This window comes from Rhodanobacter sp. A1T4 (assembly GCF_014207185.1).
Classification (GTDB): Bacteria; Pseudomonadota; Gammaproteobacteria; order Xanthomonadales; family Rhodanobacteraceae; genus Rhodanobacter.
This window is the reverse complement of the sequence record NZ_JACHCP010000008.1, coordinates 17,483-39,582: the sequence shown is the minus strand read 5'-3', so window position 1 is coordinate 39,582 and position 22,100 is coordinate 17,483. Positions and strand designations below refer to the sequence as shown.

16 protein-coding genes are annotated in these 22,100 nt (G+C 60.7%); 3 read left to right on the top strand and 13 right to left on the bottom strand.

Going from position 1 to position 22,100, the window contains the following annotated elements; all coding sequences use genetic code 11:
* Nucleotides 1-89: 89 nt before the first annotated feature.
* A complete protein-coding gene (locus HDE80_RS16365) occupies nucleotides 90-3,350 on the top strand; it encodes a PAS domain S-box protein (protein WP_184672680.1) in 3,261 nt (1,086 codons plus the stop codon).
* Nucleotides 3,351-3,385: 35 nt separating this feature from the next.
* Here HDE80_RS16365 and zipA read toward each other — a convergent pair whose 3' ends face one another.
* The 5 genes from zipA to HDE80_RS16340 all read right to left on the bottom strand — a co-directional run bounded on the left by zipA (nucleotide 3,386) and on the right by HDE80_RS16340 (nucleotide 10,232).
* Nucleotides 3,386-4,372, bottom strand: coding sequence for a cell division protein ZipA (gene zipA, locus HDE80_RS16360; protein ID WP_184672678.1), 987 nt, complete (start codon nucleotides 4,370-4,372; stop codon nucleotides 3,386-3,388).
* A 10-nt stretch (nucleotides 4,373-4,382) separates the two neighbouring features.
* Entirely contained in the window at nucleotides 4,383-7,883 is a 3,501-nt protein-coding gene (gene smc / locus HDE80_RS16355) for a chromosome segregation protein SMC (RefSeq protein ID WP_184672676.1), read from the bottom strand.
* A 157-nt stretch (nucleotides 7,884-8,040) separates the two neighbouring features.
* Nucleotides 8,041-9,663: a hypothetical protein gene (locus tag HDE80_RS16350; RefSeq protein ID WP_184672674.1), complete on the bottom strand. Its 1,623-nt coding sequence runs from the start codon at nucleotides 9,661-9,663 to the stop codon at nucleotides 8,041-8,043.
* A 9-nt stretch (nucleotides 9,664-9,672) separates the two neighbouring features.
* Nucleotides 9,673-9,936 carry a BolA family protein gene (locus tag HDE80_RS22235; protein ID WP_184672672.1) on the bottom strand — a complete coding sequence of 88 codons (264 nt, stop codon included), beginning with the start codon at nucleotides 9,934-9,936 and terminating at the stop codon, nucleotides 9,673-9,675.
* On the bottom strand, nucleotides 9,933-10,232 hold the full coding sequence (locus HDE80_RS16340; RefSeq protein WP_184672670.1) for a YciI family protein: 300 nt from the start codon (nucleotides 10,230-10,232) through the stop codon (nucleotides 9,933-9,935). Before HDE80_RS16340 ends, HDE80_RS22235 begins: the two co-directional genes overlap by 4 nt.
* A 100-nt stretch (nucleotides 10,233-10,332) precedes the next feature.
* On the opposite strand from HDE80_RS16340, the gene HDE80_RS16335 reads away from it, so the two are divergent.
* Nucleotides 10,333-11,460, top strand: a complete 1,128-nt coding sequence (locus tag HDE80_RS16335) for an acyltransferase (protein WP_184672668.1) — start codon at nucleotides 10,333-10,335, stop codon at nucleotides 11,458-11,460.
* 94 nt (nucleotides 11,461-11,554) lie between these two features.
* Here the strand turns inward: HDE80_RS16335 and lysS are convergent, their stop codons facing one another.
* From lysS to HDE80_RS16305, 6 genes are all read right to left on the bottom strand, one after another.
* Nucleotides 11,555-13,072 carry a lysine--tRNA ligase gene (gene lysS / locus HDE80_RS16330; RefSeq protein WP_184672666.1) on the bottom strand — a complete coding sequence of 506 codons (1,518 nt, stop codon included), beginning with the start codon at nucleotides 13,070-13,072 and terminating at the stop codon, nucleotides 11,555-11,557.
* Nucleotides 13,073-13,180: 108 nt separating this feature from the next.
* Entirely contained in the window at nucleotides 13,181-13,474 is a 294-nt protein-coding gene (locus HDE80_RS16325; RefSeq protein WP_184672664.1) for a hypothetical protein, read from the bottom strand.
* 46 nt (nucleotides 13,475-13,520) lie between these two features.
* A protein-coding gene (gene prfB / locus HDE80_RS16320) for a peptide chain release factor 2 (RefSeq protein WP_184672662.1) occupies nucleotides 13,521-14,646 on the bottom strand; the annotation gives its coding sequence in 2 pieces (ribosomal slippage) (nucleotides 13,521-14,570 and nucleotides 14,572-14,646; 1,125 coding nt in all).
* Between the two features lie 157 nt (nucleotides 14,647-14,803).
* Nucleotides 14,804-15,730: a Gfo/Idh/MocA family oxidoreductase gene (locus tag HDE80_RS16315; protein ID WP_184672660.1), complete on the bottom strand. Its 927-nt coding sequence runs from the start codon at nucleotides 15,728-15,730 to the stop codon at nucleotides 14,804-14,806.
* Nucleotides 15,731-15,732: 2 nt separating this feature from the next.
* Complete coding sequence (araD1, locus tag HDE80_RS16310; protein ID WP_184672658.1) at nucleotides 15,733-16,725, bottom strand: AraD1 family protein; 993 nt, start codon at nucleotides 16,723-16,725, stop codon at nucleotides 15,733-15,735.
* Between the two features lie 78 nt (nucleotides 16,726-16,803).
* The gene (locus tag HDE80_RS16305) at nucleotides 16,804-18,363 is read right to left on the bottom strand and encodes an aldehyde dehydrogenase (NADP(+)) (protein WP_184672656.1); all 1,560 of its coding nucleotides are present in this window, start codon (nucleotides 18,361-18,363) and stop codon (nucleotides 16,804-16,806) included.
* A gap of 126 nt (nucleotides 18,364-18,489) precedes the next feature.
* Between HDE80_RS16305 and HDE80_RS16300 the strand changes: the two genes are divergently transcribed.
* Entirely contained in the window at nucleotides 18,490-19,239 is a 750-nt protein-coding gene (locus HDE80_RS16300) for a FadR/GntR family transcriptional regulator (protein WP_184604300.1), read from the top strand.
* Nucleotides 19,240-19,263: 24 nt separating this feature from the next.
* Here the strand turns inward: HDE80_RS16300 and mmsB are convergent, their stop codons facing one another.
* Together mmsB and mmsA are read right to left on the bottom strand one after the other, a co-directional pair.
* The gene (gene mmsB / locus HDE80_RS16295; RefSeq protein ID WP_345776469.1) at nucleotides 19,264-20,469 is read right to left on the bottom strand and encodes a multiple monosaccharide ABC transporter permease; all 1,206 of its coding nucleotides are present in this window, start codon (nucleotides 20,467-20,469) and stop codon (nucleotides 19,264-19,266) included.
* Nucleotides 20,456-22,009 carry a multiple monosaccharide ABC transporter ATP-binding protein gene (gene mmsA / locus HDE80_RS16290; RefSeq protein WP_184604298.1) on the bottom strand — a complete coding sequence of 518 codons (1,554 nt, stop codon included), beginning with the start codon at nucleotides 22,007-22,009 and terminating at the stop codon, nucleotides 20,456-20,458. Before mmsA ends, mmsB begins: the two co-directional genes overlap by 14 nt.
* Nucleotides 22,010-22,100: the final 91 nt, after the last annotated feature.

The window sequence follows — 22,100 nt, the reverse complement described above, 5'->3', positions numbered from 1 at the left end:
AATGCCCATTGCGCCATTAGTGCGGACCACCCCGTTAAAATTCGATCACTTGTTTCCTTTCAGCATCATCATTTTGTGATTTGGCCCTTATGACTGATATCACTGCTATCGATCATTTTCCGTTTCTTGGCGAAGGCTCCGAAACGGCTGGCTTGATTCGCACGTTCGACTGGAGCAAAACCGCGCTGGGCAAAATCGAACACTGGCCCGAGTCGCTGAAGATGGCGACGGCGCTGATCCTGCGCTGTGATTTACCGATGACTCTCATGTGGGGTAAACAGGGTTACCTGCTCTACAACGATGCCTACAGCAAGATCGTCAGCACCCGGCATCCTGCGTTACTGGGCAAGACCGTGCGGGATGGCTGGCCGGAAGTGGCTGACTTCACCGCGAATGCGATGGAGCAAGTGCTGACCGGCATCAACCTTACTTACCGCAATCAGCACATGGTGCTGATGCACCCCGACGAACCGTCGGATCTGTGGCTAGACATTCTCTACAGCCCAGTGGTCGGCGCCGATGGGGTGCCAGCCGGCGTGCTGGCGCTGATCAGGGATGCCACCCAGCAGTTTCAGGCTGAACAGCGCCTTCGCATTGCGCAGGAAGCCGGCGGTGTGGGTACGTTCGAGTGGTATCCGGAAGCCGGTCGTCTGGAGGTTTCCGATCAGTATCGGCGGGTGTGGGGCCTGAGTCCGAACGAAGATGTCACTGATACGTTATTGATCAGCCTGGTGCATCCCGATGACCGTCATGCGATAGGCCCAAACCGCCTGGATTTGCCCAACCCACTCAGCTATTCCGAATTCCGACGCGTCGATCCGAAAACCGGCGAGATCCGCTGGATTGCGCGTCGGGGTGAAACGCTGGTGCTGGATGGCTCGGATCGACTGCATTACATCGGTATCGCGATGGATATTACCGACCGCAAAAAAGCCGAAGAGGCGGTGGTCGAGAGCGAAGTCCGTTGGCGCAACCTGTTCGAGGAAATGCAGGAGGGTTTTTTTGTCGGCGAGGCTGTGCGCGATGCTGCCGGACGTATGGTCGATTTCCTCATCACCGAACTCAACCCCGCCTTCGAAAAACAGTCCGGGCTGAATATCCGGTCTTCCATGGGTCAATCCATCCGTGCACTTGTTCCCAACCTTCCCGAATCGGTGATCGACGCCTACGCGCTGGTGCTTGAGTCGGGCGAATCCACGCAGATGGAAGTCCATATACCCACTTTGGAAAATCGCTGGTTTGAAGCGCGTGCGCGCAAGGTGGATGATCAGCGCTTCGCCGTGCTGTTTGTGGAAATCTCCGAACGTAAAGCCGCCGAAGATGCCATGCGTGAAAGTGAAACCCACTTCCGCACGCTCGCCCAGTCGATGCCCAATCACGTCTGGACCACGTCCGACGATGGCAAGATTGAATGGTTCAACGATCGCGTCTATGCCTACGCAGGGGTTGAGTGGGGTTCACTGGAGGGTGAAGATTGGTTCCGCATCGTTCACCCGGAAGACGTCAATCCGACGATGCAGGCCATGCTCAAGGCACGCACCACGGGCGAGAACTACCAGACTGAACTTCGGCTGCGTCGCCACGATGGGATGTATCGCTGGCACCTCGCGCGCGCCGTTCCCATCACCAATCGCGATGGCGAAATCGAACGCTGGATTGGCAGCAGCACCGACATCGATGATCAGAAGGTGGCGGAAGCGGCGCTTGGCAATCTTGCCGCCACGCTGGAAGAGCGCGTCATCGAGCGTACGGCCGAATTGATCAAGACCCAAGACGCGCTGCGCCAGAGCCAGAAAATGGAATCGATCGGCAACCTCACCGGTGGCATTGCGCACGACTTCAATAATCTTCTACAGGTCATCAGCGGCAATCTGCAGCTGCTCGGCAACGATGTAGCCGGTAACGAGCGGGCTGAGCGCTGCGTACAGAATGCGATGGCCGGCGTGACGCGCGGCTCGAAGCTCGCCTCGCAGTTGCTGGCGTTTGGACGACGCCAACCATTGGCGCCGAAGGTAGTCAACGTCGCCCGCTTTATTCGCGATCTCGACGATCTGCTACGGCGATCATTGGGCGAAGGCATCGAGCTGGAAACGTTGATTGCGGACGGACTCTGGAACACGCTGATTGATCCGGGCAATGTTGAAAACGCACTGCTGAATCTCGCACTCAACGCGCGCGATGCGATGGATGGCCAAGGACGTCTGACTATCGAAGCGGGAAACGCGTCACTCGATGAAGGCTACTCGTACCAGCATTCTGAAGCCGGCCCCGGCCAGTACGTGATGATTGCGGTCAGCGACACCGGCTGCGGCATGACATCTGACATCGTCGAAAAAGTCTTCGAACCTTTCTTCACTACCAAGCCGGAGGGCCGCGGTACCGGTCTGGGCCTGTCGATGGTATACGGCTTCGTGAAGCAGTCCGGTGGCCACGTCAAGATATACAGCGAACCGGATCATGGCACCACGATCAAGATGTATCTGCCGCGTTCGACGCAGTCGGAGGATCGGGGCATCGACCAGGAATCCGGCCCGATCACTGGTGGCAGGGAAACGATTCTGGTGGCCGAAGACGATGAGGCAGTACGCAATACCGTGGTTGCGTTGCTGGATGAGCTTGGCTATCGCGTGCTGAAGGCGAAGGATGCCGAAAGCGCGCTTACCATCATCGATAGCGGCGTCACCATCGATCTGCTGTTTACCGACGTGGTGATGCCGGGTGAGCTGAAGAGCCCTGAGCTGGCGCGCCAGATACGCCACCGCCTGCCGCATCTGGCGATACTTTTCACCTCGGGTTATGCGGAAAATTCCATCGTGCACGGTGGCCGCCTGGACGAGGGCGTCGAGCTGCTGAGCAAGCCCTACACGCACGAAGCTTTGGCGCGAAAGCTTCGCCAGGTACTGGACAGCCAGCAGAAGCGCAACGCGGCGGCGGCGCCTGGCTCGCCACACCCGGGAAATACTGCCACTCGCAGATTGCAGCCACAGGTCGCCCGGCCGCTACAGATTCTGCTATGCGAGGATGACGAATTGATTCGCATGAGCGTTGCCGAGATGCTTGAATCCCGCGGCCATAGCGTGCTGGAAGCCGATAATGCCGCCCAGGCTGTTCGGATTCATGGCGAGCAGCGCATCGATTTGCTGCTGACGGATATCGGCTTGCCGGATGCCTCGGGTATCGAACTGGTACATCGGCTGAGGGCGCTATCGCCCAACCTGCCTGTGTTGTTCGCTACGGGACGCCTGGATATCGGCGACATCCAGAAAGATTCGCGCACGGCATCCATACTCAAGCCCTATGGAGCAGATGCGCTGCTTGGTGCCATCGACGCCTTGTCAGTATCTGGCTAGTCGATCCGCTGGCGGCCCACCGTGCCTGGCGAAACTCAGCGACCGAAGATGATTTCCTTGCCTTCGTGATCGCGGTCCCAGCCACGCAGTTGATCGCGGATATGCGCTATCCGCTGACGACCGAGCGCGTTGCGCTCCTCGTCCAGCACATGGCCATCGAGCAACTCGGCCAGGCGCTGCGCGGTCGGCAACATCGCATCCCATGCATCCAGCGCGGACAACGGGCCCGGCAAGGTCATAAAGAAACTCACGCCTGGCGTACGCAGTGCATCGAGTCGGCCCAGATCAAAATTGCCCGGCTTAAGCATATTGGCCACGCTGAAGATCGGACCAAGCTCACGCTTGCCATCAAGCAGCCGATGGTAGATGCCCATATCACCGAACTCGAGGCCGGCCTTTTCAGCAGCAACAACCATGTTCGGCCCGTTGAAATGCTCACCTTCGCGTGCCACCACGAACAAGGTAACGATGCGTTCGACCGCCAGCTGCGCCGGACGTCGGCCAAGGTCGGAGCGGGGCGGGATTTTCGGCGTCGGTGCTGCTACGGGTGGTGCCGATACCGGTTCCGGCGCAGCCGCTTCAGGCTGCGTCACGGCATGCTTCGCTTCATCGGGAGTGCTGGGCGCGCGCAGCGCATCGACAATCGAGGCCGCGTGCCCCACCAGCCGCGATGCCGACTTGGCGCTTGGGCGCTCGCCCGACAACGTAGCGCCCAGACGCTCCAGTTCCTCGCGCATGCCGACATCCAGCTCGCCCTGCTTCGGCTTGATCGGGGTATTGAAGGCGTCGTCATAGGACGAGTCGCGCGCACTGAACGAGGGCTCGTTACCGTCGGCGTCATCGCCAAGCGTGGGTTCGCGTCGTTCTCCGGCGTGCGGCGTCGGCATCACACGTCGCTTGCCCTGCTCCTTCTTCGGCTGACCGAACAGCCAGATCAGGACCAGTACGATGATGCCGACGATCAGCAGCGGAATGCCGACAGCGGGGTTCCAGGCAAAGGCGAGCACGGGTTGCATGGTCATCAGAATGTCCTCAGGCAGCGCCTGCGAGTTTAGCTGCTTCCGCGAGATCCACCTGCACCAATCGCGACACGCCCGGTTCGCGCATAGTCACGCCGCAGAGCTGGGTGGCGGCTTCCATGGTGGCCTTGTTGTGGCTGATGAAGATGAACTGCACTTTTTCGCTCATCTCGCGCACCAGGCTGGAGAAGCGACCCACGTTGGCTTCGTCCAGCGGCGCGTCGACCTCGTCCAGCAGGCAGAACGGTGCCGGGTTGAGGCCGAAGATGGCAAACACCAGCGCAACTGCTGTCAGTGCTTTCTCGCCACCTGACAGCAGGGTGATATTGGAGACGCGCTTGCCCGGTGGCCGCGCCATGATCGCCACGCCAGTATTGAGCAGGTCGTCGCCGGTCAGCTCCAGATAGGCGTGCCCGCCGCCGAACAGCCGCGGGAACAGCTCTTGCACGCCGGCATTGACCTTGTCGAAGGTTTCCTTGAAGCGCTGGCGGGTTTCGCGATCGATCTTCTTGATTGCGCCTTCCAGCGTTTCCATCGCGCTGACCAGGTCGGCGAGCTGGTTATCAAGATAGGTCTTGCGCTCGCTCTGTTCCGCATGTTCCTGGATGGCGGCGAGGTTGACCGGTTCCAGCCGCACGATCTTCTGGCTCAGTTCGCCGAGCTGCTGGCGCCACTGATTCGCGTCGATGTCGTCGGCCAGTTCGGCCAGCAGCGTTTCCAGTTCAAGGCCGGATTCACGGATCGCTTCGGCCAGTTGCTCGGCGCGCATCTGCAACGCCTGCGCAGCAAGTCGCTTCTGCGACAGGCCTTCGCGCAATGCGCTCAGCCCATGCTCGGCGCGTTGGCGCTCCTGTTCGAGACGACGAAACTCGCTATCGCAATCTTCCAGCGCGCGGCGGGCTTCCACCAGTTGCTTGTCGACCAGCAGGCGCTGATCGAGGTAGGTCTGACGCTCGGCTTCGAGCTCCGCGATCGGGTCGGAACCCGCCGCCAGCTGTTCGATGATGTCAGCACGACGCGAGGCGATCTGTGCCAGCTGCGTGTCCATGCGGCCCAACGATTGTTCCAGCGAGGCCAGCGCCGAACGACGCGATTCCAGCCCCAGGGCAAGCGCGTGCGACTGGTCCGCCGCCTCGCGCGCATTCATTCGTGCTTCCTCGCGTGCTTCAAGCAGCGTGCGACGCTCGTTCTCCAGCTCACGCCGCTGGTCTTCCAGATCGCCCATCAGGCCGACGGATTCATCCAGCCGTGCGCGTGCCTCGCGTGTCTGGTCCTGCAATTCGTCGATCTGGTTCGCCAAGTCGTTCAGTTCGTCGTTGACCTTGGCAGCGCGAGCCCGGGCGGTTTCCAGCTTGCCGCGATGGCTCTGCAGCTGACCGGCCAGCTCCGACTGCTTGCGATGCGCGTTGTACAGCTCACGCTGGGCATCGTCACGGGCGCGCTCGACTTCGAATTTGCCGGTGCGCAATGTTTCCAGCCGTTCGCCATCTTCCTCAAGCTGCGCTTCGAGTGTCGCAATCTGTTCGGTCAGCAGGCGCAATTCGCGCTCGCGTGCCAGCACGCCGACCTGATTACCTTGCGCACGACGCACGCGCACCCAGTGCGGCGCCAACCAGTCGCCGTCGCGGGTGATGATGGATTGATGTGGGCTCAGCGTAGCAACGAGCCGACTGGCCTCTTCCAGCGTTTCAGCTGTCTGTACGTTGGCAAGCAGCTGAAGCGCCGCCACGGGACCATGTACGCGGGCAGCCAACGTATCGGCTACGCCCTGCCCGCCATCGGCAGAAGCAAGAAGCGCGATATCGGCCTCACCGAGGCTGCCGAATTCCGAGACCAGACCGAGCGGGCTTTCGACCAGTACACCATCAAGCAAGCCAGCGAGCACGGTTTCGACGGCGGACTCCCAACCCGCATCGACCTGCAGCGCTTCGCCCAATCGACGCGACTTGTTCAATCCCAAGCGAGCCAGCCATCCACTGGCGGCACTTTCTTCCTGCCCCAGCGCCGCATGCTGTAGCGCTTCGAGCGAGGCGTGGCGACCGCGGGCCGACTGCAGCTGCTGCCGTGCTTCATTGAGGCTCGACTGCACCTGGCGTTCTTCGTCGAGCACTTTTTCGTGGCTAAGCTTGTGCTGATCGAGCAGGCTGCCTAGCGTTTCGACGCGTTCGCGCTGGGTGTCATGATCGGCATGCAACTGCTCGCCGGCCACATCGAGAGCAGCGACATCGGTCGCCTTCTGCTCGGCTTCCAGCGCTTCGCGACGCTTGGAAAGATCGATCCCCTGCCGGTCCAGATAATTGAGCTTGGTCCGTTCGACTTCGGCTGCGCGACTGGACTCACCGGCATGGCGCGTGTGGCTGTCCCAGCGCTGCTGCCAGTCGGCCAGCTTGGTTTCTGTATCACGCTGGGCTTCGGCGGTATCGTCCTGCAGCTGCTGCAGCGCCTCGAGTTTCGGTTCGCCTTCGGCCAGTGCGGTGCGCAGGATTTCGACCTGTGCACGATCGGTGCTGATATGTGTGGCCAGCTCGTCATGCTCGCGCTCGGCATCGACATGCGCGCGCTGCAGACGATCGGCGGTTTCACGACTGTAGCGAACCTGCTGCTCGACGCGCGCGATCTCGGCGCCGACCTTGTAGACCTCGGCCTGGACGCTGTTCAAATGTTCGCTGGCGCCAGTGTGGCGCTCGCGCACGGTTTCCAACTGCGCTTCGATCTGGCGCTGGCCGGCGAGCTGCTTTTCGATTTCGGTTTCGGCGGCCGACAAGTCGGCGCCTTCGCCGTCGTGCTGACTTTTCAGGCCACGGTATTCCAGCGCACGCAGCTCGGCTTCCTTGCGCGTCTGCTCTTCCTTCAGCGCCTTCCAGCGCTCGGCCGCGCGGGCCTGGCGGTTGAGGTGATCGAGCTGCTTGTCCACCTCGTCGCGCACATCACGCACACGATCGAGATTTTCGCGGGTGGCCTTGATGCGGCTCTCGGTTTCCTTCCGGCGCTCCTTGTACTTGGAGATGCCGGCGGCCTCTTCCAGATGCGTACGCAGTTCTTCCGGATGCGCCTCGATGATCTGGCTGATCATGCCCTGCTCGATGATCGAGTAGCTGCGCGGACCGAGGCCCGTGCCGAGGAACAGATCCGTGATATCGCGGCGGCGGCAGCGTGTGCCGTTCAAGTAGTAAGCGGACTGCCCATCGCGGGTGACCTGACGTTTTACCGAGATCTCTGCGTACTGGCCGTACTCGCCCTGGACCGAGCCATCGCTGTTGTCGAAGATCAGCTCGACCGTCGCCTGACCGACCGGCTTGCGCGTGTTGGAGCCGGAGAAGATCACGTCGGTCAGCGAATCGCCACGTAGACGGCTGGCTGCACTCTCGCCCATCACCCAGCGGATCGCGTCGATGATATTGGATTTGCCGCAGCCGTTCGGACCAACCACACCGATCATGTTGCTCGGCAGGTGCAGGGTGGTCGGGTCCACGAAGGACTTGAAACCGGCAAGTTTGATGGTGCTCAGGCGCATACGAGGCTTCGGTCAACAGATTGCGACAGTATAAGGCACGGTGGATTTCCCACATTTCGGGGCCGCCAACGATCCGACCGGCATCCGCTTGCAGGGCATGCCTATAGATAGGCGGGAACCTCCCTGATCAGGTTGCCGGAACCCGGCGACCCTCGACTCAGCCACTGCCCGGTGACGGTTTATTCCGCTCAAGCCGTTCCACGTGGCCGTCGCCGCTAACGCGATAGCGCACCGGCGCATCCACGTCGAAGCGGCTGCCCGGAACGAACAGCGGCACCAGCACGCGGGTATCGCGGATCAGGCCGAACACCGACAGGTGGCCAGGCACCGCGCTGTTCTCGAAGACGGGAGCCGGTTCTTGGAGGCGCGACAGGTCGTGCCGCAAATGCGCCATGTACAAATGAGTCGCCCGGTAGTACGACAGCATCGAACCGGACGAGCGCTGCCCCGCGTGCCACAGGTTCATCACATTCAAGGACGCGTAGCACAGCAGCGCAAGACTGGCGAGCAACCGCAGCCGGGACTTTTCCTGCGGCAAGGGGCAATTGGCCAGCACGCGCATCGTCCACAGGCCGCCAAAGATCACGAGCAGGTGCAGCTCTTCATAGTAGTAGCGGTACTGATGTAGGATCACGCCGCCCCAGATCGTGCCACGATCGGACAGCGCCAACGGCAGGAAATCCGCACCAGCAACAACCAACATGCCCAGCATCAGCTTCCAGCCGTCACGTACCCGCCATGCAGTCCAGCCGGCCAGTGACAGGTAAAGTGCGGAGATCAGGACCAGCCGCACCGAAAGGCCGTGCCTGGGAACGTCCCAGTCGCCTTCAACGCTGAGCCCGGTCACCGACGAGGCCAACATCTTCAGAAACCCGCATTCGCTGCTGAAGGCCCGCTGCGCCAGTTCGGCCTGATTGCCCGCGGGAGCCAGGCTGGCGAGATGTGCGCGCACAGCGGCTTCGGGTAGTGTCCCAATCAGCTTGCGAGAGTCCTCCGGCAGATGCGGCTGGTGAGTGGCCAGATAGACGACGACATAAACGGCAGACAGCGCCAGCAGAATCAGCGGTGGCCAGACCTTGCGCAACAGTGGCCTGAAGAAGTCACCCTCGTGCAGCAGCAGGCCGAAAGCCAACATATGCAGTGGGATGAATACGGCCTTCTCGTAAAAACACAATGCGCCGAGATAGGCAAGCCCGAGCCACACCAGCTGGCACCGGCCGCCCTGACGCAACCAGACCAGGTAGTAATGGATCGCGCATAAATCCAGGAACACGTAAGGGGCGCGATGCTGCGCATGCGCCCACCAGATCAGTCCGAACGCCACCAAGTTGGAGCAGCAGTAGATCGCCAGCCACAACGGTTGGCCGCTGCCGATTCGCATGAAGCCGAGAATGCGGTACAGGTAGGTCGCCGAACCCAGCTGAAAAAGCATCAGCAGGCCGACGGCGAACACGAAGTTCATCGGCGCGATCGAATAGGACAACCAGGTCAGCAGCCGGTGTCCAGGCACAAAATGCACATTGGTCGACGTCAGCAGGAACTGCCAGAAACCCGACGTCCGCATCAGCAGGAAATTGTTGAGGTCCTCGTTGTCGAAGTCGCTGTGGGCAACGACGTACCGGGCATAGAAAGCGATGAAGCAGCACGTCGTCAGCCACGCGAGCCAGCGAACCTGCCTGGAGGATGGCTGCCACCATGCCGGCGCAAGTGCGGCCGGCGGATTCATGTGCGCAATACTTGGATAGCCGTCACCTTGCATGCGACCAGCTACGGGCGACATGACATGCGCTCACTCCGATGGCGCAAAGGCATCGATCGACAACGCGTGAATGCCGTTGTCCATCAACCCATCGAGCGCTGCATAGACCGTGCGATGGCGCTTGAGCGGTAGCATGCCGGCAAACGCAGCACTGACTATGCGCACGTGGTAGTGACCCTTGCCCGCGTTCGCATGCCCGGCGTGCTTGTGGCCTTCGTCGAACACCTCCAGCACGACGGGAAGCAATGCCTCCGCAAGCCGCCTACGGATCTCTTCGACCACGGCCGCGCTCACGGCAGCGTCTTGCGGAATGGCTTGACCGTCACACGAGCGTAGACGCCGGCAGCCACGTAGGGATCGGCTCCTGCCCAAGCTTCTGCTTCGTCCTGCGATGGGAACTCGGCGACGATCAGACTGCCGGTGAAGCCTGCCGGGCCGGGGTTCTCCGATTCGATCGCCGGAAACGGGCCTGCCAGCAGCATGCGGCCTTGGTCCTGCAGGGCGTTGAGGCGGTCGAGATGCGCCGGGCGTGCGGCCAAGCGCTGCTCCAGCGAGCCGGAATGATCTTCCGCGATGATCGCGTACCACATGATGGACAGACTCGCGTAGCAGGTAGAATCTGCGGATTCTAGATGAAATCGCCCCAGCGTAAGCCCATCGCCCGACCTTGCATGAAGGAATTGCTTGAACATGACCGATGATCGGCACGATCGGCTGAGCGAGTGCGAATCGCTGCGCGGCATCGCCATCACCCTGGTTTTCTTCTACCACTTCCTCGGCTCACTGCGCGGTTATGCGCCTGACCCACACGCTCATTTCGCCACGGCCCTGCTGTTCGGCGGCAGCACCGGCGTGGATCTGTTTTTCGTCCTGAGCGGCTTTCTGTTGTCGCTGCCTTTTTTTCGCGGAAGCCCGCTTGCGCTCGGGCAGTTTTTCGGGAATCGCGCGCTGCGCATCCTGCCTATGTACTACCTCGTTGTATTGGTCGGCGCGGCCTGGGGTGGGGGCTGGCAGACAGCGCTGCATGCAGCCGTGTTCCAAAACATCGGCCTCGCTGCCATGGGCTCGTTCGGCATCGTCTGGTGGAGCCTGGTCGTCGAAGTCCAGTTCTACCTGGCATTGCCAATCCTGGTCTGGCTGGCCCGCCAGCGATGGGGGCGCATGGTGATCGTAGCCGTACTGGCATGCTTGTGCTTCTGCTATCTGAAAATCGCCTCTCCGACAGCAGCCGGCTTCTGGGCCGCCCAGCGCAACTCCCTACTAGGCCGTTGGCCACAGTTTGCCGTGGGCATCGCCGCGGCTTGGTTGCACCACCGTCATGGCGCCGCGTTGCGCGGCATGGATGGGAAAAGGCGCCTCTGGCTGGGCACGCTCGCTGCGCTTGGCGCACTGGTGCTGCTCGATGCGATCACGCTTCGCGGCCTGCGCCTATTTGGCGTATCGCAGTTCGTGCACTGGTACAAGCATTACCTGTATCTGTCGATCCTATGGGCGGTATTCCTGATCGCGGTGATCGACCTGCAACCGGCTTTCCGCAAGTTGGTAGTCAATCCGCTGCTGCATCGGATCGGCCTGTGGTCGTATTCGATCTATCTATGGCACGCCGTGTTTATCGTTATGCTCGTGCTGCGACTGAACATTCAGCCGTCCGATACACAGCTGGCTGAGTATCTGCCCAACTTCATGCTGTTCATCTACATGGCAGGCGCCACGTTGCTGGTTTCGGCGACGACCTATCAACTGGTCGAGAAGCCGTTCCTGCGACTGAAGCGCAACAGGTTCCTGCGGATTGGCCAGGTACGCGAGGACGCTATGTAACACACCGCATGGCCACCGTGCGGCAGCATATCTCCGAACCGGCGCACATCGCGGTGCCCGCAGAGACGCACGGCGATGGCTCTGGGAATGGCGCTCAGGCCTCCGGGCGCATGTACGGGAACAGCAGCACATCGCGGATGGATGCGGATCCGGTCAGTAGCATCACCAATCGGTCGATGCCGATGCCCAGGCCGCCGGTGGGCGGCAGGCCAACTTCGAGCGCGCGAATGTAGTCGGCGTCGAAGTGCATGGCTTCATCGTCGCCTGAATCCTTGGCGTCGACCTGCGCTTGGAAGCGTGCGGCCTGATCTTCCGGATCGTTCAACTCGGAGAAACCGTTCGCCAGCTCCTTGCCGTTGACGAACAACTCGAAGCGGTCGGTGATGCCCTTGTCGGTGTCGCTCTCGCGCGCCAGCGGCGACACCTCGACCGGGTGATCGGTGATGAAGGTCGGCTGGATCAGCGTGTGTTCGACGGTCTTCTCGAAAATCTCCAGCAGCAGCTTGCCCCAGCCGTAACCGGGCTTCACCTGCACGTGCAGCCGCTTCGCGTGCGCTGCCATCGCTTCGCGATCGCGCAGCTCTTCACGCCTGATCTCGGGGTTGTGCTCGAGCACCGCGTCTTCCATGCGCCAACGGCGGAATGCCGGGCCGACGTCGATCTCGGCGCCATCCCAGGTCAGCTGAGTGGTACCGAGCACGCTCCGTGCGGTATCGCGGATCACCGACTCGGTGATATCCATGATCTCGTGGTACGTGGCGTACGCCTGGTACAGCTCCAGCATGGTGAACTCGGGATTGTGCCGGGTCGACACGCCCTCGTTGCGGAAATTGCGATTGATCTCGTAGACGCGGTCGAATCCACCGACCACCAGCCGCTTCAGGTAAAGCTCCGGCGCCACGCGCAGATACAGATCCATATCCAATGCGTTGTGATGCGTGATGAATGGCTTCGCCGTGGCGCCGCCGGGAATCACGTGCATCATCGGCGTCTCGACTTCCATGAAGCGACGCGGCGCGGCCTCCAGCCACTGGCGCATGAAACCGATGATCTTCGAGCGCGTCACGAAGGTGCGTCGCGCTTCTTCGGTGACGATCAGATCGACGTAACGCTGGCGATAGCGCTGTTCCACGTCGGCCAGGCCATGAAACTTGTCCGGCAACGGACGCAAGCTCTTGGTCAGCAGGCGGATGCTGTCGGCACGCACGGAAAGTTCGCCGGTCTTGGTGCGCATCAGTACACCTTCGGCGCCGATGATGTCGCCGACGTCCCAGCCCTTGAACGCTTCGTAAGTCTCGCCCACCGTGCCCTGGTGGATGAACAGCTGGATGCGGCCAGTATAATCCTGCAGCTGCACGAAGCTGACCTTGCCCTGCACGCGCTTGAGCACGATACGGCCCGCCACCTTCACCCGCCGCGCTGCCGCCTCGATCACTTCGGCCGTCTGGACGTCCTTATCCGCAAACTCGGTCTGCAGGTCACCGGTAAAGCTGTCGATCTTGAAATCGTTCGGAAACGCGATGCCCTGCCCGCGCAGCGCGGTCAGTTTCTCGCGACGCTCGGCGATCAGCTTGTTTTCATCGATAGGTGGGGTGTCAGTCGGTTCACTCATGGGGATTCCCTTGCTGCCGGCGCGCACGCCGAGCGGCGGACATTTCTCTGTTTATGGTTGGGTTGCAAACAAAAATGGGGAGCTTTTTCTTCAGAACGACATCGCCCGTCAATCGCCCTTGTGAAACACGTGCTTGACCGCATGCCTGGTCGCATTCCAGCCGTCGCGCGCTCCATGACCGATACCGATTCCGGCTTCTTTCGCACCATGCCCGACCGATGTGGTCACGTGCTTGGTCGCGTGCCCGATGTCACGAGCGCCATTGCCAATGCCTTTCCCGGTAGCCCTCGCATCATGCTTGATATCCTGGCCGGCGGTACCCTGCTGTGCGTTTACCGCATGGCTGAATGTCGCAAACACCGTGCAGGCAACAAGGATCCCGCAGATCTTCTTGCTGTTCATGCTGGGGCTCCTTGATGGTGATCGGGCCGATTCAACGGGTCAGTACTTACGCATCGCTGCGTTTCGAACCCGCTTCAAGGCCGGATTTCAGGCTGGCCTCGATAAATTCGTCCAGATCGCCGTCCAGTACCTTCTGCGTATCGGTGCGTTCGATGCCAGTGCGCAGATCCTTGATGCGACTCTGGTCGAGCACATAGTTGCGAATCTGGCTGCCCCAGCCGATGTCGGACTTGGTTGCTTCCAGTGCATCGCGTTCGACGTTGCGCTTCTGCACTTCCAGTTCGTACAACTTGGCAGCCAACATCTTCATCGCCGTGGCGCGGTTAGCGTGCTGACTGCGGCCGGTCTGGCAGGCCACTACCGTATTGGTCGGGATATGCGTGATACGCACGGCCGACTCCGTCTTGTTGACGTGCTGGCCGCCAGCGCCGGATGAACGATAAACGTCCGTGCGCAGATCGGCTGGGTTGATGTCGATATCGATGTCGTCATCGACTTCGGGCGACACGAACACCGAGGTGAAACTGGTATGGCGGCGATTGTCCGAATCGAAAGGCGACTTGCGCACCAGACGGTGGACACCGATTTCGGTCTTCAGCCAGCCGTAGGCGTAATCGCCCTCCACGCGAAACGTGGCGGACTTGATGCCGGCGACGTCGCCACCGGAAACTTCCATCAATTCGGTCTGCCAGCCGCGCGATTCGCACCAGCGCAGGTACATGCGCAGCAGCATCTCGGCCCAGTCCTGCGCCTCGGTGCCGCCGGCACCGGCCTGGATGTCGACGAATGCATTGGTCGCATCCATCTTGCCGGAGAACATGCGCTGGAATTCCAGCTTGCTGATCTGTCCGTCGAGCCTGGCGACGTCGGTCACCACTGACTGCGCGGTTTCCTCGTCGTTGTCGGCGATCGCCATCTGCAGCAGTTCGTTGCCGTCAGTGAGGCCGGCCGTCAAGGTGTCGATGCCGCTGACGATGGTATCGAGCCGGGCACGCTCGCGGCCAAGCTCCTGTGCGCGTGCCGGATCGTCCCACACGGTGGGGCTTTCCAGCTCGCGGGTTACTTCTTCGAGACGCTCACGCTTGGTGGCGTAGTCAAAGATACCCCCGAAGCGACTCGACGCGGCCGCTGAGGTCCGCAATCTGCGCAAGGATAGGATTGGTCTCGATCATGGGTTGGCTCATACCGGGTTTACGACCGCCAATAATAGCAGAGGAAAATCAACGGTCGGTCGCGGCAATTGCATCCATGGTCTGGCGCACAGCTTACCGTGGTGTTTCGGGATACTGCTTGCCCAGTTACGTGTAGCAGATGTGCAAGACCCGAATGTCAGTCGTCGAACGCCTCGACGGTTTCGCGATGCCCACGCAGGAAGGCGTCGGCGACCAGGCGCAGCGGAGTCGTATCAACATCGCTGCAACCGCTGTGAATCAGCGTCGCAAAGCGCGCATACAACCCCGGGTATTCACCATCCTCACCATGCTCGATGCTACTGGGCAGCTCCAAAACGGCCCCACCTTTGGTGAGTTTTAGCCTGCCCGCATCGGTCTCGACCACGATATCCCAACTCTGCGGACCCGTCTGACGCCAGTCGAGATCCATCGATATCTCGACACCGGCGGTATCGTTGAACCTCATCTTGGCGGCGATCGGCGCAGCGCGATTGACCGGCGTCGAGAGGACCGCGGAGCGAAGGAAGAACGCTCGCGGCAGGATACGCGTGACGATCGACAACGCATTGATGCCGGGATCGAACACTCCCAGACCACCCGGTTCCCAGATCCAAGCCTGTCCCGGATGCCAGACACGAACGTTCTCTCGCCAGCTAATCGAAACGTTGTCGATACGCCGATCGGCGAGCCACGCACGCGCCGGCTCCACCCCGGCGGCATAACGCGAATGCCAGCCGGCAAACAGGGTCAAGCCGTTTGCGCTTGCCTGTTCCTCCAGTGCCGCAACTTCGGCCAGTGTCGCGCCTGGAGGCTTTTCGAGAAAGACGTGAACACCCTGCACCAGTGCTTCCCGAGCCAGCTCGTAACGAACTTGCGGCGGGGTGCAAATGACAACGGCGTCGACCGCTGGGCCGTCCCTGAATAATGCTTCAAGGCTCTCGCAACAAGCGACGCCTTCGATGCCCGGAGCGCCAGGGCTAACCACTGCCGTAAGACGAAAAGCCGCATTGCCTGCGATGGCAGGAAGGTGTTGATCGCAAGCGATCTTGCCCATGCCAACCACCGCAACACGTATCGGGCCCATGCTCAGAGCGCCTTGATGATGAAAGTTTGCGCAGAAGCGAGCGCCAGCCTATTGCATAGCGGCAGGGTGAAAGGTGCAGCCTCGATCTCGAACTGATCGCCCACTTGCGTTTTTATTCCTTCGGAGAACGACAGTGTGGCGGTACCAAAAAAATGGACATGGATATCGCCTGGCTGTCTAAACACGTCGTACTTGAAATGATGCGCCTCCAAGTTGGCGAAACTGTGCGACATGTTTTCCTCGCCGGACAGGAACGGCTTTTCCCAAAGAACCGCGCCGCCACGACGGATGCGGCTGGTGCCTTTTATCTGCGCCGGCAGCGGACCGACAAGCAATTCGGGTCCCAGTGCCGCCTGCCTCAGCTTGGAGTGCGCTAGCCAGAGGTAATTGTGGCGTTCGGTGACATGATCACTGAACTCATTGGCGAGGCAAACGCCGAGGCGAAAAGGCGTCCCGTCTTCGCCAATCAGGTAAATACCCGCCAATTCAGGCTCTTCACCACCATCTTTCGCGAAAGATGGTGATGTCAGTGGCTCGCCCGGGCCGACGAGGCCAGTTCCGTTGCCTTTGTAGAACCATTCCGGCTGGCACCCGAGCTGGCCGGGAGCAGGCTTGCCGCCCTCGACACCTTCGAGAAATATCCGCATCGAATCCGTTTGCGTCTGAGCCGCAGCAGCCTCACGGTGCATCTTGTCGCGTCCTTCGGCGGAGCCCAGGTGGGTGAGGCCCGTGCCGGTCATGAACAGATGCGCTGCGTCCGGGTGATCGATCGGCGCCAGCAGCCGGCCACCGGCCAGTTCGGCGGCGATGTGCACGGTTTCCCCGAAACCGCAATCCGCCACCGCGCCAGCGAGATCGGTGCCCATGGCGATCGCCAGGTTCGCCAGCGATCTCACGCTATCGACGCCGACCACGAAAGCGTCGCCGTTGCCGGTGGAGGCGATCACAGAGCGATTGCCGCCTGCGTCACAATGTTGCAAAAGGCGCAAGGTCATGTCGTTTCTCTCTTCATAGGGTTGCGGCACTCGCAGGTTTCCGGAGCGCGGTAAGGCATGGGATACGGAGCGGGTAATCTAGTGAGTCGGGATCCCGTCCAGCAGTCGCGGTGAGCCGGCGTCATCGCGTAGCACGCTGGGCAGCAATCGGGGCGAGAAGTTCTGATAGGAAACCGGCCGCAGAAAGCGGTCGATGGCGAGACTGCCCACTGAGGTGGAACGTCCATCGGAGGTCGCCGGATACGGTCCGCCGTGCACCATCGCATGGGTAACCTCCACACCGGTTGGCCAGCCGTTGACCACAATGCGTCCGCTTTTTCTCTCCAGCAACGGAATCAGCGCTGCGGCCATTTCGGTATCGCCGTCATCCATCTGCAGCGTCGTTGTCAGCTGTCCCTCCGCCGCCGCCAATACCGACCGCAGTTCCGCTTCATCAGCGCAGCAAACCAGCAATGAAGACGCGCCGAATATCTCTTGCCCAAGCGCCTTGTCGGACAAAAACGACTGACCGCTGGTCGAAAAGAACGTGGCGCGACCGTCATTGACGCCCCCCCCGGCGGGTCCCTGGGCTATGGCCCGTACCTTGTCATGGTGCTGAAGCGTATTGATGGATTGTTCGTAGGCGGAGTGAATGGCACCGGTCAACATCGTCTGCGCAGCAACTGCGGAAATAGCTTCAGTGGCAGCCGATACGAAAGCCTCAAGTCCGTCGCCCTCGATCGCCAGCAACAGGCCTGGATTGGTACAAAACTGCCCTGCGCCCATGGTCAACGATCCTACAAAGGCCGCACCAAGCTCAGCACCGCGCGCGCGCAGTGCTTTTGGCAACAGCAGCACGGGATTGATGCTCGACATCTCCGCGTAAACGGGAATGGGGACATCACGCAATTGCGCCAGTTTGACCAGCGCCAGCCCACCGGCACGCGATCCGGTAAAGCCCACCGCGGCTATGGCGGGATCCTTGACCAGCGCAGCGCCCAGTTCGATGCCCGGGCCAACGAGATGCGAAAACACACCCGACGGCAGGCCGCAGGCCTTCACCGCGTCATGTATGGCACCGGCGACCATCGCGCCGGTGGCAGGATGGGCGGGATGGCCCTTGACGATGACCGTGCAACCTGCCGCAAGCGCCGAAGCGGTGTCGCCACCGGCCGTGGAGAAAGCGAGCGGAAAATTCGACGCACCAAACACCGCGACCGGCCCGAGCGGAATCCTCCGCAACCGCAGATCGGTTCGTGCCGAGGGTGTTGGCCCACTCGCAACCGGGTCAATGCGCAAACCCATCCAGTCGCCACGCCTCAGCACTCCGGCAAACAGCTTCAGCTGCGCTACGGTGCGGCCGCGCTCTCCTTCAAGACGCATACGTGTAAGGCCACTTTCCCGTATCGCAGTCACTATCAGATCGTCACCCAATGCTAGAATTTCGGCACCGATACGTTCGAGAAAAACGGCCCGGGCTTCAGCATCAGTCGCACGGTATGCGTCGAACGCGGCCTCCGCAGCCAAACAAGCGGCTTTGACCTCGGCGATTCCGTCCGTTTCGAAAACTGAGCCAAAGGGCTGACCGGTTACAGCATCTATCGAGCGAAACTCAATTTTCGTGTCTCCGGTCAGCTTGGTCTTGTCATCGTTCAACATTATGTTTCACCACAATTAATTACTCAGACAAATAGATTAAGTCGCGTATGCTTGCTTTGCAATGCCGGCGGCTTTCCTGAGACCCTCGGGTAAGCAAGCCATTGATGGTTACGAAGGGATGAGCTCTTGAGCAAAACGACCGCGCCAACAGAACCCATCAAGCCTGTCCGGGAGCCGCGTGGGACGGGTCGACGCCTGTACGGCGCGATTGCGCATAAGCTGGGTGCCGCGATCCTGGCCGGCGAATATCTTCCGGGTGACGTGCTCTCCGGAGAAATCGTGTTTTCCGAATTACTGGACGTATCGCGAAGCGCGTACCGCGAGGCGATTCAGGTTCTTGCCGCCAAAGGGTTGGTTGAAAGTCGGCCCAAGGCTGGCACCCGCGTTCTACCGAGAAACCGTTGGAATCTGCTCGACCCGGAGGTACTGGGCTGGGCATTTGCGGGGCAACCTGATATTGCCTTTGTCCGCAGCCTGTTCGAACTTCGTGCCATCGTTGAACCTGCCGCGGCAGCACTTGCTGCGGAGCGACGTGACAAGGCCGCCCTCAAAAGCATGCGTGATGCACTGGCCGGCATGACCCGGCACACGCTCGCCAGCGAAGCAGGCCGACTAGCCGATCGCGATTTTCATAACGCCATTCTGCTTGCCACCGGCAACGATGCGCTCATCGTACTCAGCGCCAGCGTATGCGCTGCAGTGAGCTGGACAACGCAGTTCAAACACCGCCAGCGAGCGCTGCCGCGCAATCCCATCCCTGACCATCGCCGCGTGCTTGATGCGATTGCCGCCAGTGACTCCGCCGCCGCCAGCGAGGCGATGCGGGTGCTGGTGGAACTGGCGCTGGAAGATACGCGCCAGTCGATGCAGCCGTAGGCTACTTCGCTACACGCCTACTTTTCAGCGACCACCGGTGCGACGCTTGTTGTAGACGTCGAATGCCACGGCGGCCAGCAGGACGAGTCCCTTGATCAGGGACTGGTATTCCGTGCCGACGCCGAGAATCGACATGCCGTTGTTGAGCAGTCCGATAATGAGTCCACCGATGATGGCTCCCGTGACGGTACCGATGCCTCCGGTGACAGCGGCGCCTCCGATGAATACAGCCGCGATCGAGTCGAGCTCGAAACCAGATCCGGCGCTCGGGCTCGCGAGGTTCAGCTGGGCAGTGAAGACAAGCCCGGCGAGAGCCGAGATCACGCCCATGTTCACGAACAACAGGAAGGTGACCCGCTTGGTCTTCACGCCGGAGAGGGCCGCCGCGTGCAGGTTTCCACCGATGGCATAGACGTGACGACCGAAGACGGAGCGCGCCATGACCGCCGCATAGACGACGATGAGCAAGCCCAGTATCACCAGAACGATCGGGGTTCCGCTGTAGCTCGCCAGCAAAAAGGCGATATAGATGATCAGGAATGCGCCAAAGGCCAGCTTGAGGATGAACCACCAGAGCGGCTCGGACTCCAGCCCGTACTTGTGGCGCGCCCAACGCTGGCGAAGCGAGCCGAAGATCAGCACGATCGAGGCGAGCACACCGAGACCGAGCGTAAGCGGCTCGTAGCCACTCGTTCCGAAGCTTGGCAGAAAACCGGATCCCAGCCGACGAAAAGCCTCCGGGAAGGGCGATATCTGCTGATTTTGCAACGCGATCTGCGCTGCCCCGCGAAACACCAGCATGCCGGCAAGAGTGACGATGAAGGCCGGTATTCGGAAGTACGCGATCCAGAATCCCTGCCAGGCGCCCACGAGCGCACCGAGGATCAGGCACAGCACAATCGCGATCGGCCACGCAATGTGCCACTCGGTGATCATCACCCCGGCCATGGCGCCGACGAATGCCACCACCGAACCAACGGAGAGATCGATGTGGCCGGCAATGATCACCATCACCATGCCGATCGCAAGGATCAGGATATAACTGTTCTGGATGACGAGGTTGGAAACGTTGATCGGGCGTAGCGTGATGCCGTGGGTCGTGATCTGAAAAAACAGCACGATCACGATCAGAGCGGTGAACAGGCCAACCTGGCGAAGCTGGCCGGTGAGATAGTTCAGTACCCTCCTCGCCTCGCTGACGGGTTTCGTCAATTCGTTAGACGTTGTCACTGGTGCACTTCTCCCGCTCTCTTGTCATGTGCTGCATAAGGAATTCGGCGGTCGCCTGCGAGCGCGGAACATCTGCTGTGATGCGTCCCTCGGCGAGGGTGTAGATGCGGTCGCACACGCCGAGGAGCTCTGGGAGCTCCGACGAGATCATGATCACGCCTTTGCCCTCATCGGCGAGCCGATTGATGATGGTGTAAATCTCGTACTTGGCGCCGACGTCGATACCGCGCGTCGGCTCATCGAGAATGAGCACCTCGGGGTCAGCGTACATCCACTTCGACAGCACGACTTTCTGCTGGTTTCCACCCGACAGTTTTCCGGTGATCGAGTCGACACTCGGCGCCTTGATGTTCAAACTCTTGAGGTACTTGCCGGCAACGGTTGCTTCCTTGTGGTCGTCGACGAAACCAAACATTCCCGCGAGCTTGCCGAGCGCCGATCCCGACACGTTACGGGTGATGTCGTCGATGAGGTTGAGTCCGTAGCGTTTGCGGTCTTCCGTCGCATAGGCAATGCCATGCTGGATCGCCTTCGACACGGTGCCCGTATCGATTTCGACGCCACGCTTGAAGACCTTTCCGCTGATCTTCACGCCGTAGCTCTTGCCGAACAGGCTCATCGCAAGCTCGGTGCGCCCTGCCCCCATAAGCCCAGCAATACCGACGATTTCGCCGGCACGGACGGAGATCGAGGCGTCCTTGACGATCTGGCGGGACGTATCGATCGGATGGAACACGTTCCAGTGTTCGACGCGCAACAGTTCCTCGCCAATCGTCGGAGTGTGATCCGGGTATCGACTTTCGAGCTCGCGCCCGACCATTCCCTTGATGATCCGCTCTTCGGTGATTTCGTCCGCGTGCATGTCGAGGGTCTCGATCGTGCGTCCATCCCGGATGATCGTCACCTCGTCGGCGATCGCCTTGATCTCATTCAATTTGTGGCTAATGATGATCGACGTAATGCCTTGACTCTGAAGCTGTTTGATCAGCTCGAGCAAATGCGCCGAGTCCTCGTCGTTGAGAGCGGCCGTCGGCTCATCGAGAATAAGCAGCTTCACTCGCTTGGAAAGCGCCTTTGCGATCTCGACAAGTTGCTGCTTGCCAACGCCGATGTCGGTGATCTTGGTGATCGGATTGTCTTTGAGGCCCACCCGCGCGAGCAGTTTGGATGCCTCCAGGTTGGTCTTGTTCCAGTCGATCCAGCCATTCGTCTGTTGCTCATTGCCGAGAAAGATGTTCTCAGCAATGGAGAGGTACGGACTGAGCGCGAGTTCCTGGTGAATGATAACGACGCCAGCGGCCTCGGAATCGTTGATGTTCTTGAAATCGACCCTCGCGTCTTCGAAAACGATCTGGCCGTCGAAGCTGCCCGCGGGATACACGCCGCTGAGCACCTTCATGAGGGTTGATTTACCTGCGCCATTCTCGCCACAGATGGCATGAATATGGCCGCGTTTGACACCGAGCGAGACGTTTTGCAAAGCCTTGACGCCCGGAAACGTCTTCGTGATGCTCTGCATCTCGAGAATGTTGGTCGTCACGTTTTCTGCTTCTTCCTTAGATAGAAGAGAGTGGATGAACGAAACAGCGCTGGCGGCGGGTTAGCCGCCGGCCAGCGCTGGTCGATAAGCG

Bases quoted from the DNA above. Each gene is read 5' to 3' on its own strand.
- HDE80_RS16365 (WP_184672680.1), top strand. From the start codon at position 90: ATGACTGATATCACTGCTATCGATCATTTTCCGTTTCTTGGCGAAGGC.
- zipA (WP_184672678.1), bottom strand. From the start codon at position 4,372: ATGACCATGCAACCCGTGCTCGCCTTTGCCTGGAACCCCGCTGTCGGC.
- smc (WP_184672676.1), bottom strand. From the start codon at position 7,883: ATGCGCCTGAGCACCATCAAACTTGCCGGTTTCAAGTCCTTCGTGGAC.
- HDE80_RS16350 (WP_184672674.1), bottom strand. From the start codon at position 9,663: ATGTCGCCCGTAGCTGGTCGCATGCAAGGTGACGGCTATCCAAGTATT.
- HDE80_RS16340 (WP_184672670.1), bottom strand. From the start codon at position 10,232: ATGTGGTACGCGATCATCGCGGAAGATCATTCCGGCTCGCTGGAGCAG.
- HDE80_RS16335 (WP_184672668.1), top strand. From the start codon at position 10,333: ATGACCGATGATCGGCACGATCGGCTGAGCGAGTGCGAATCGCTGCGC.
- lysS (WP_184672666.1), bottom strand. From the start codon at position 13,072: ATGAGTGAACCGACTGACACCCCACCTATCGATGAAAACAAGCTGATC.
- HDE80_RS16325 (WP_184672664.1), bottom strand. From the start codon at position 13,474: ATGAACAGCAAGAAGATCTGCGGGATCCTTGTTGCCTGCACGGTGTTT.
- HDE80_RS16315 (WP_184672660.1), bottom strand. From the start codon at position 15,730: ATGGGCCCGATACGTGTTGCGGTGGTTGGCATGGGCAAGATCGCTTGC.
- araD1 (WP_184672658.1), bottom strand. From the start codon at position 16,725: ATGACCTTGCGCCTTTTGCAACATTGTGACGCAGGCGGCAATCGCTCT.
- HDE80_RS16305 (WP_184672656.1), bottom strand. From the start codon at position 18,363: ATGTTGAACGATGACAAGACCAAGCTGACCGGAGACACGAAAATTGAG.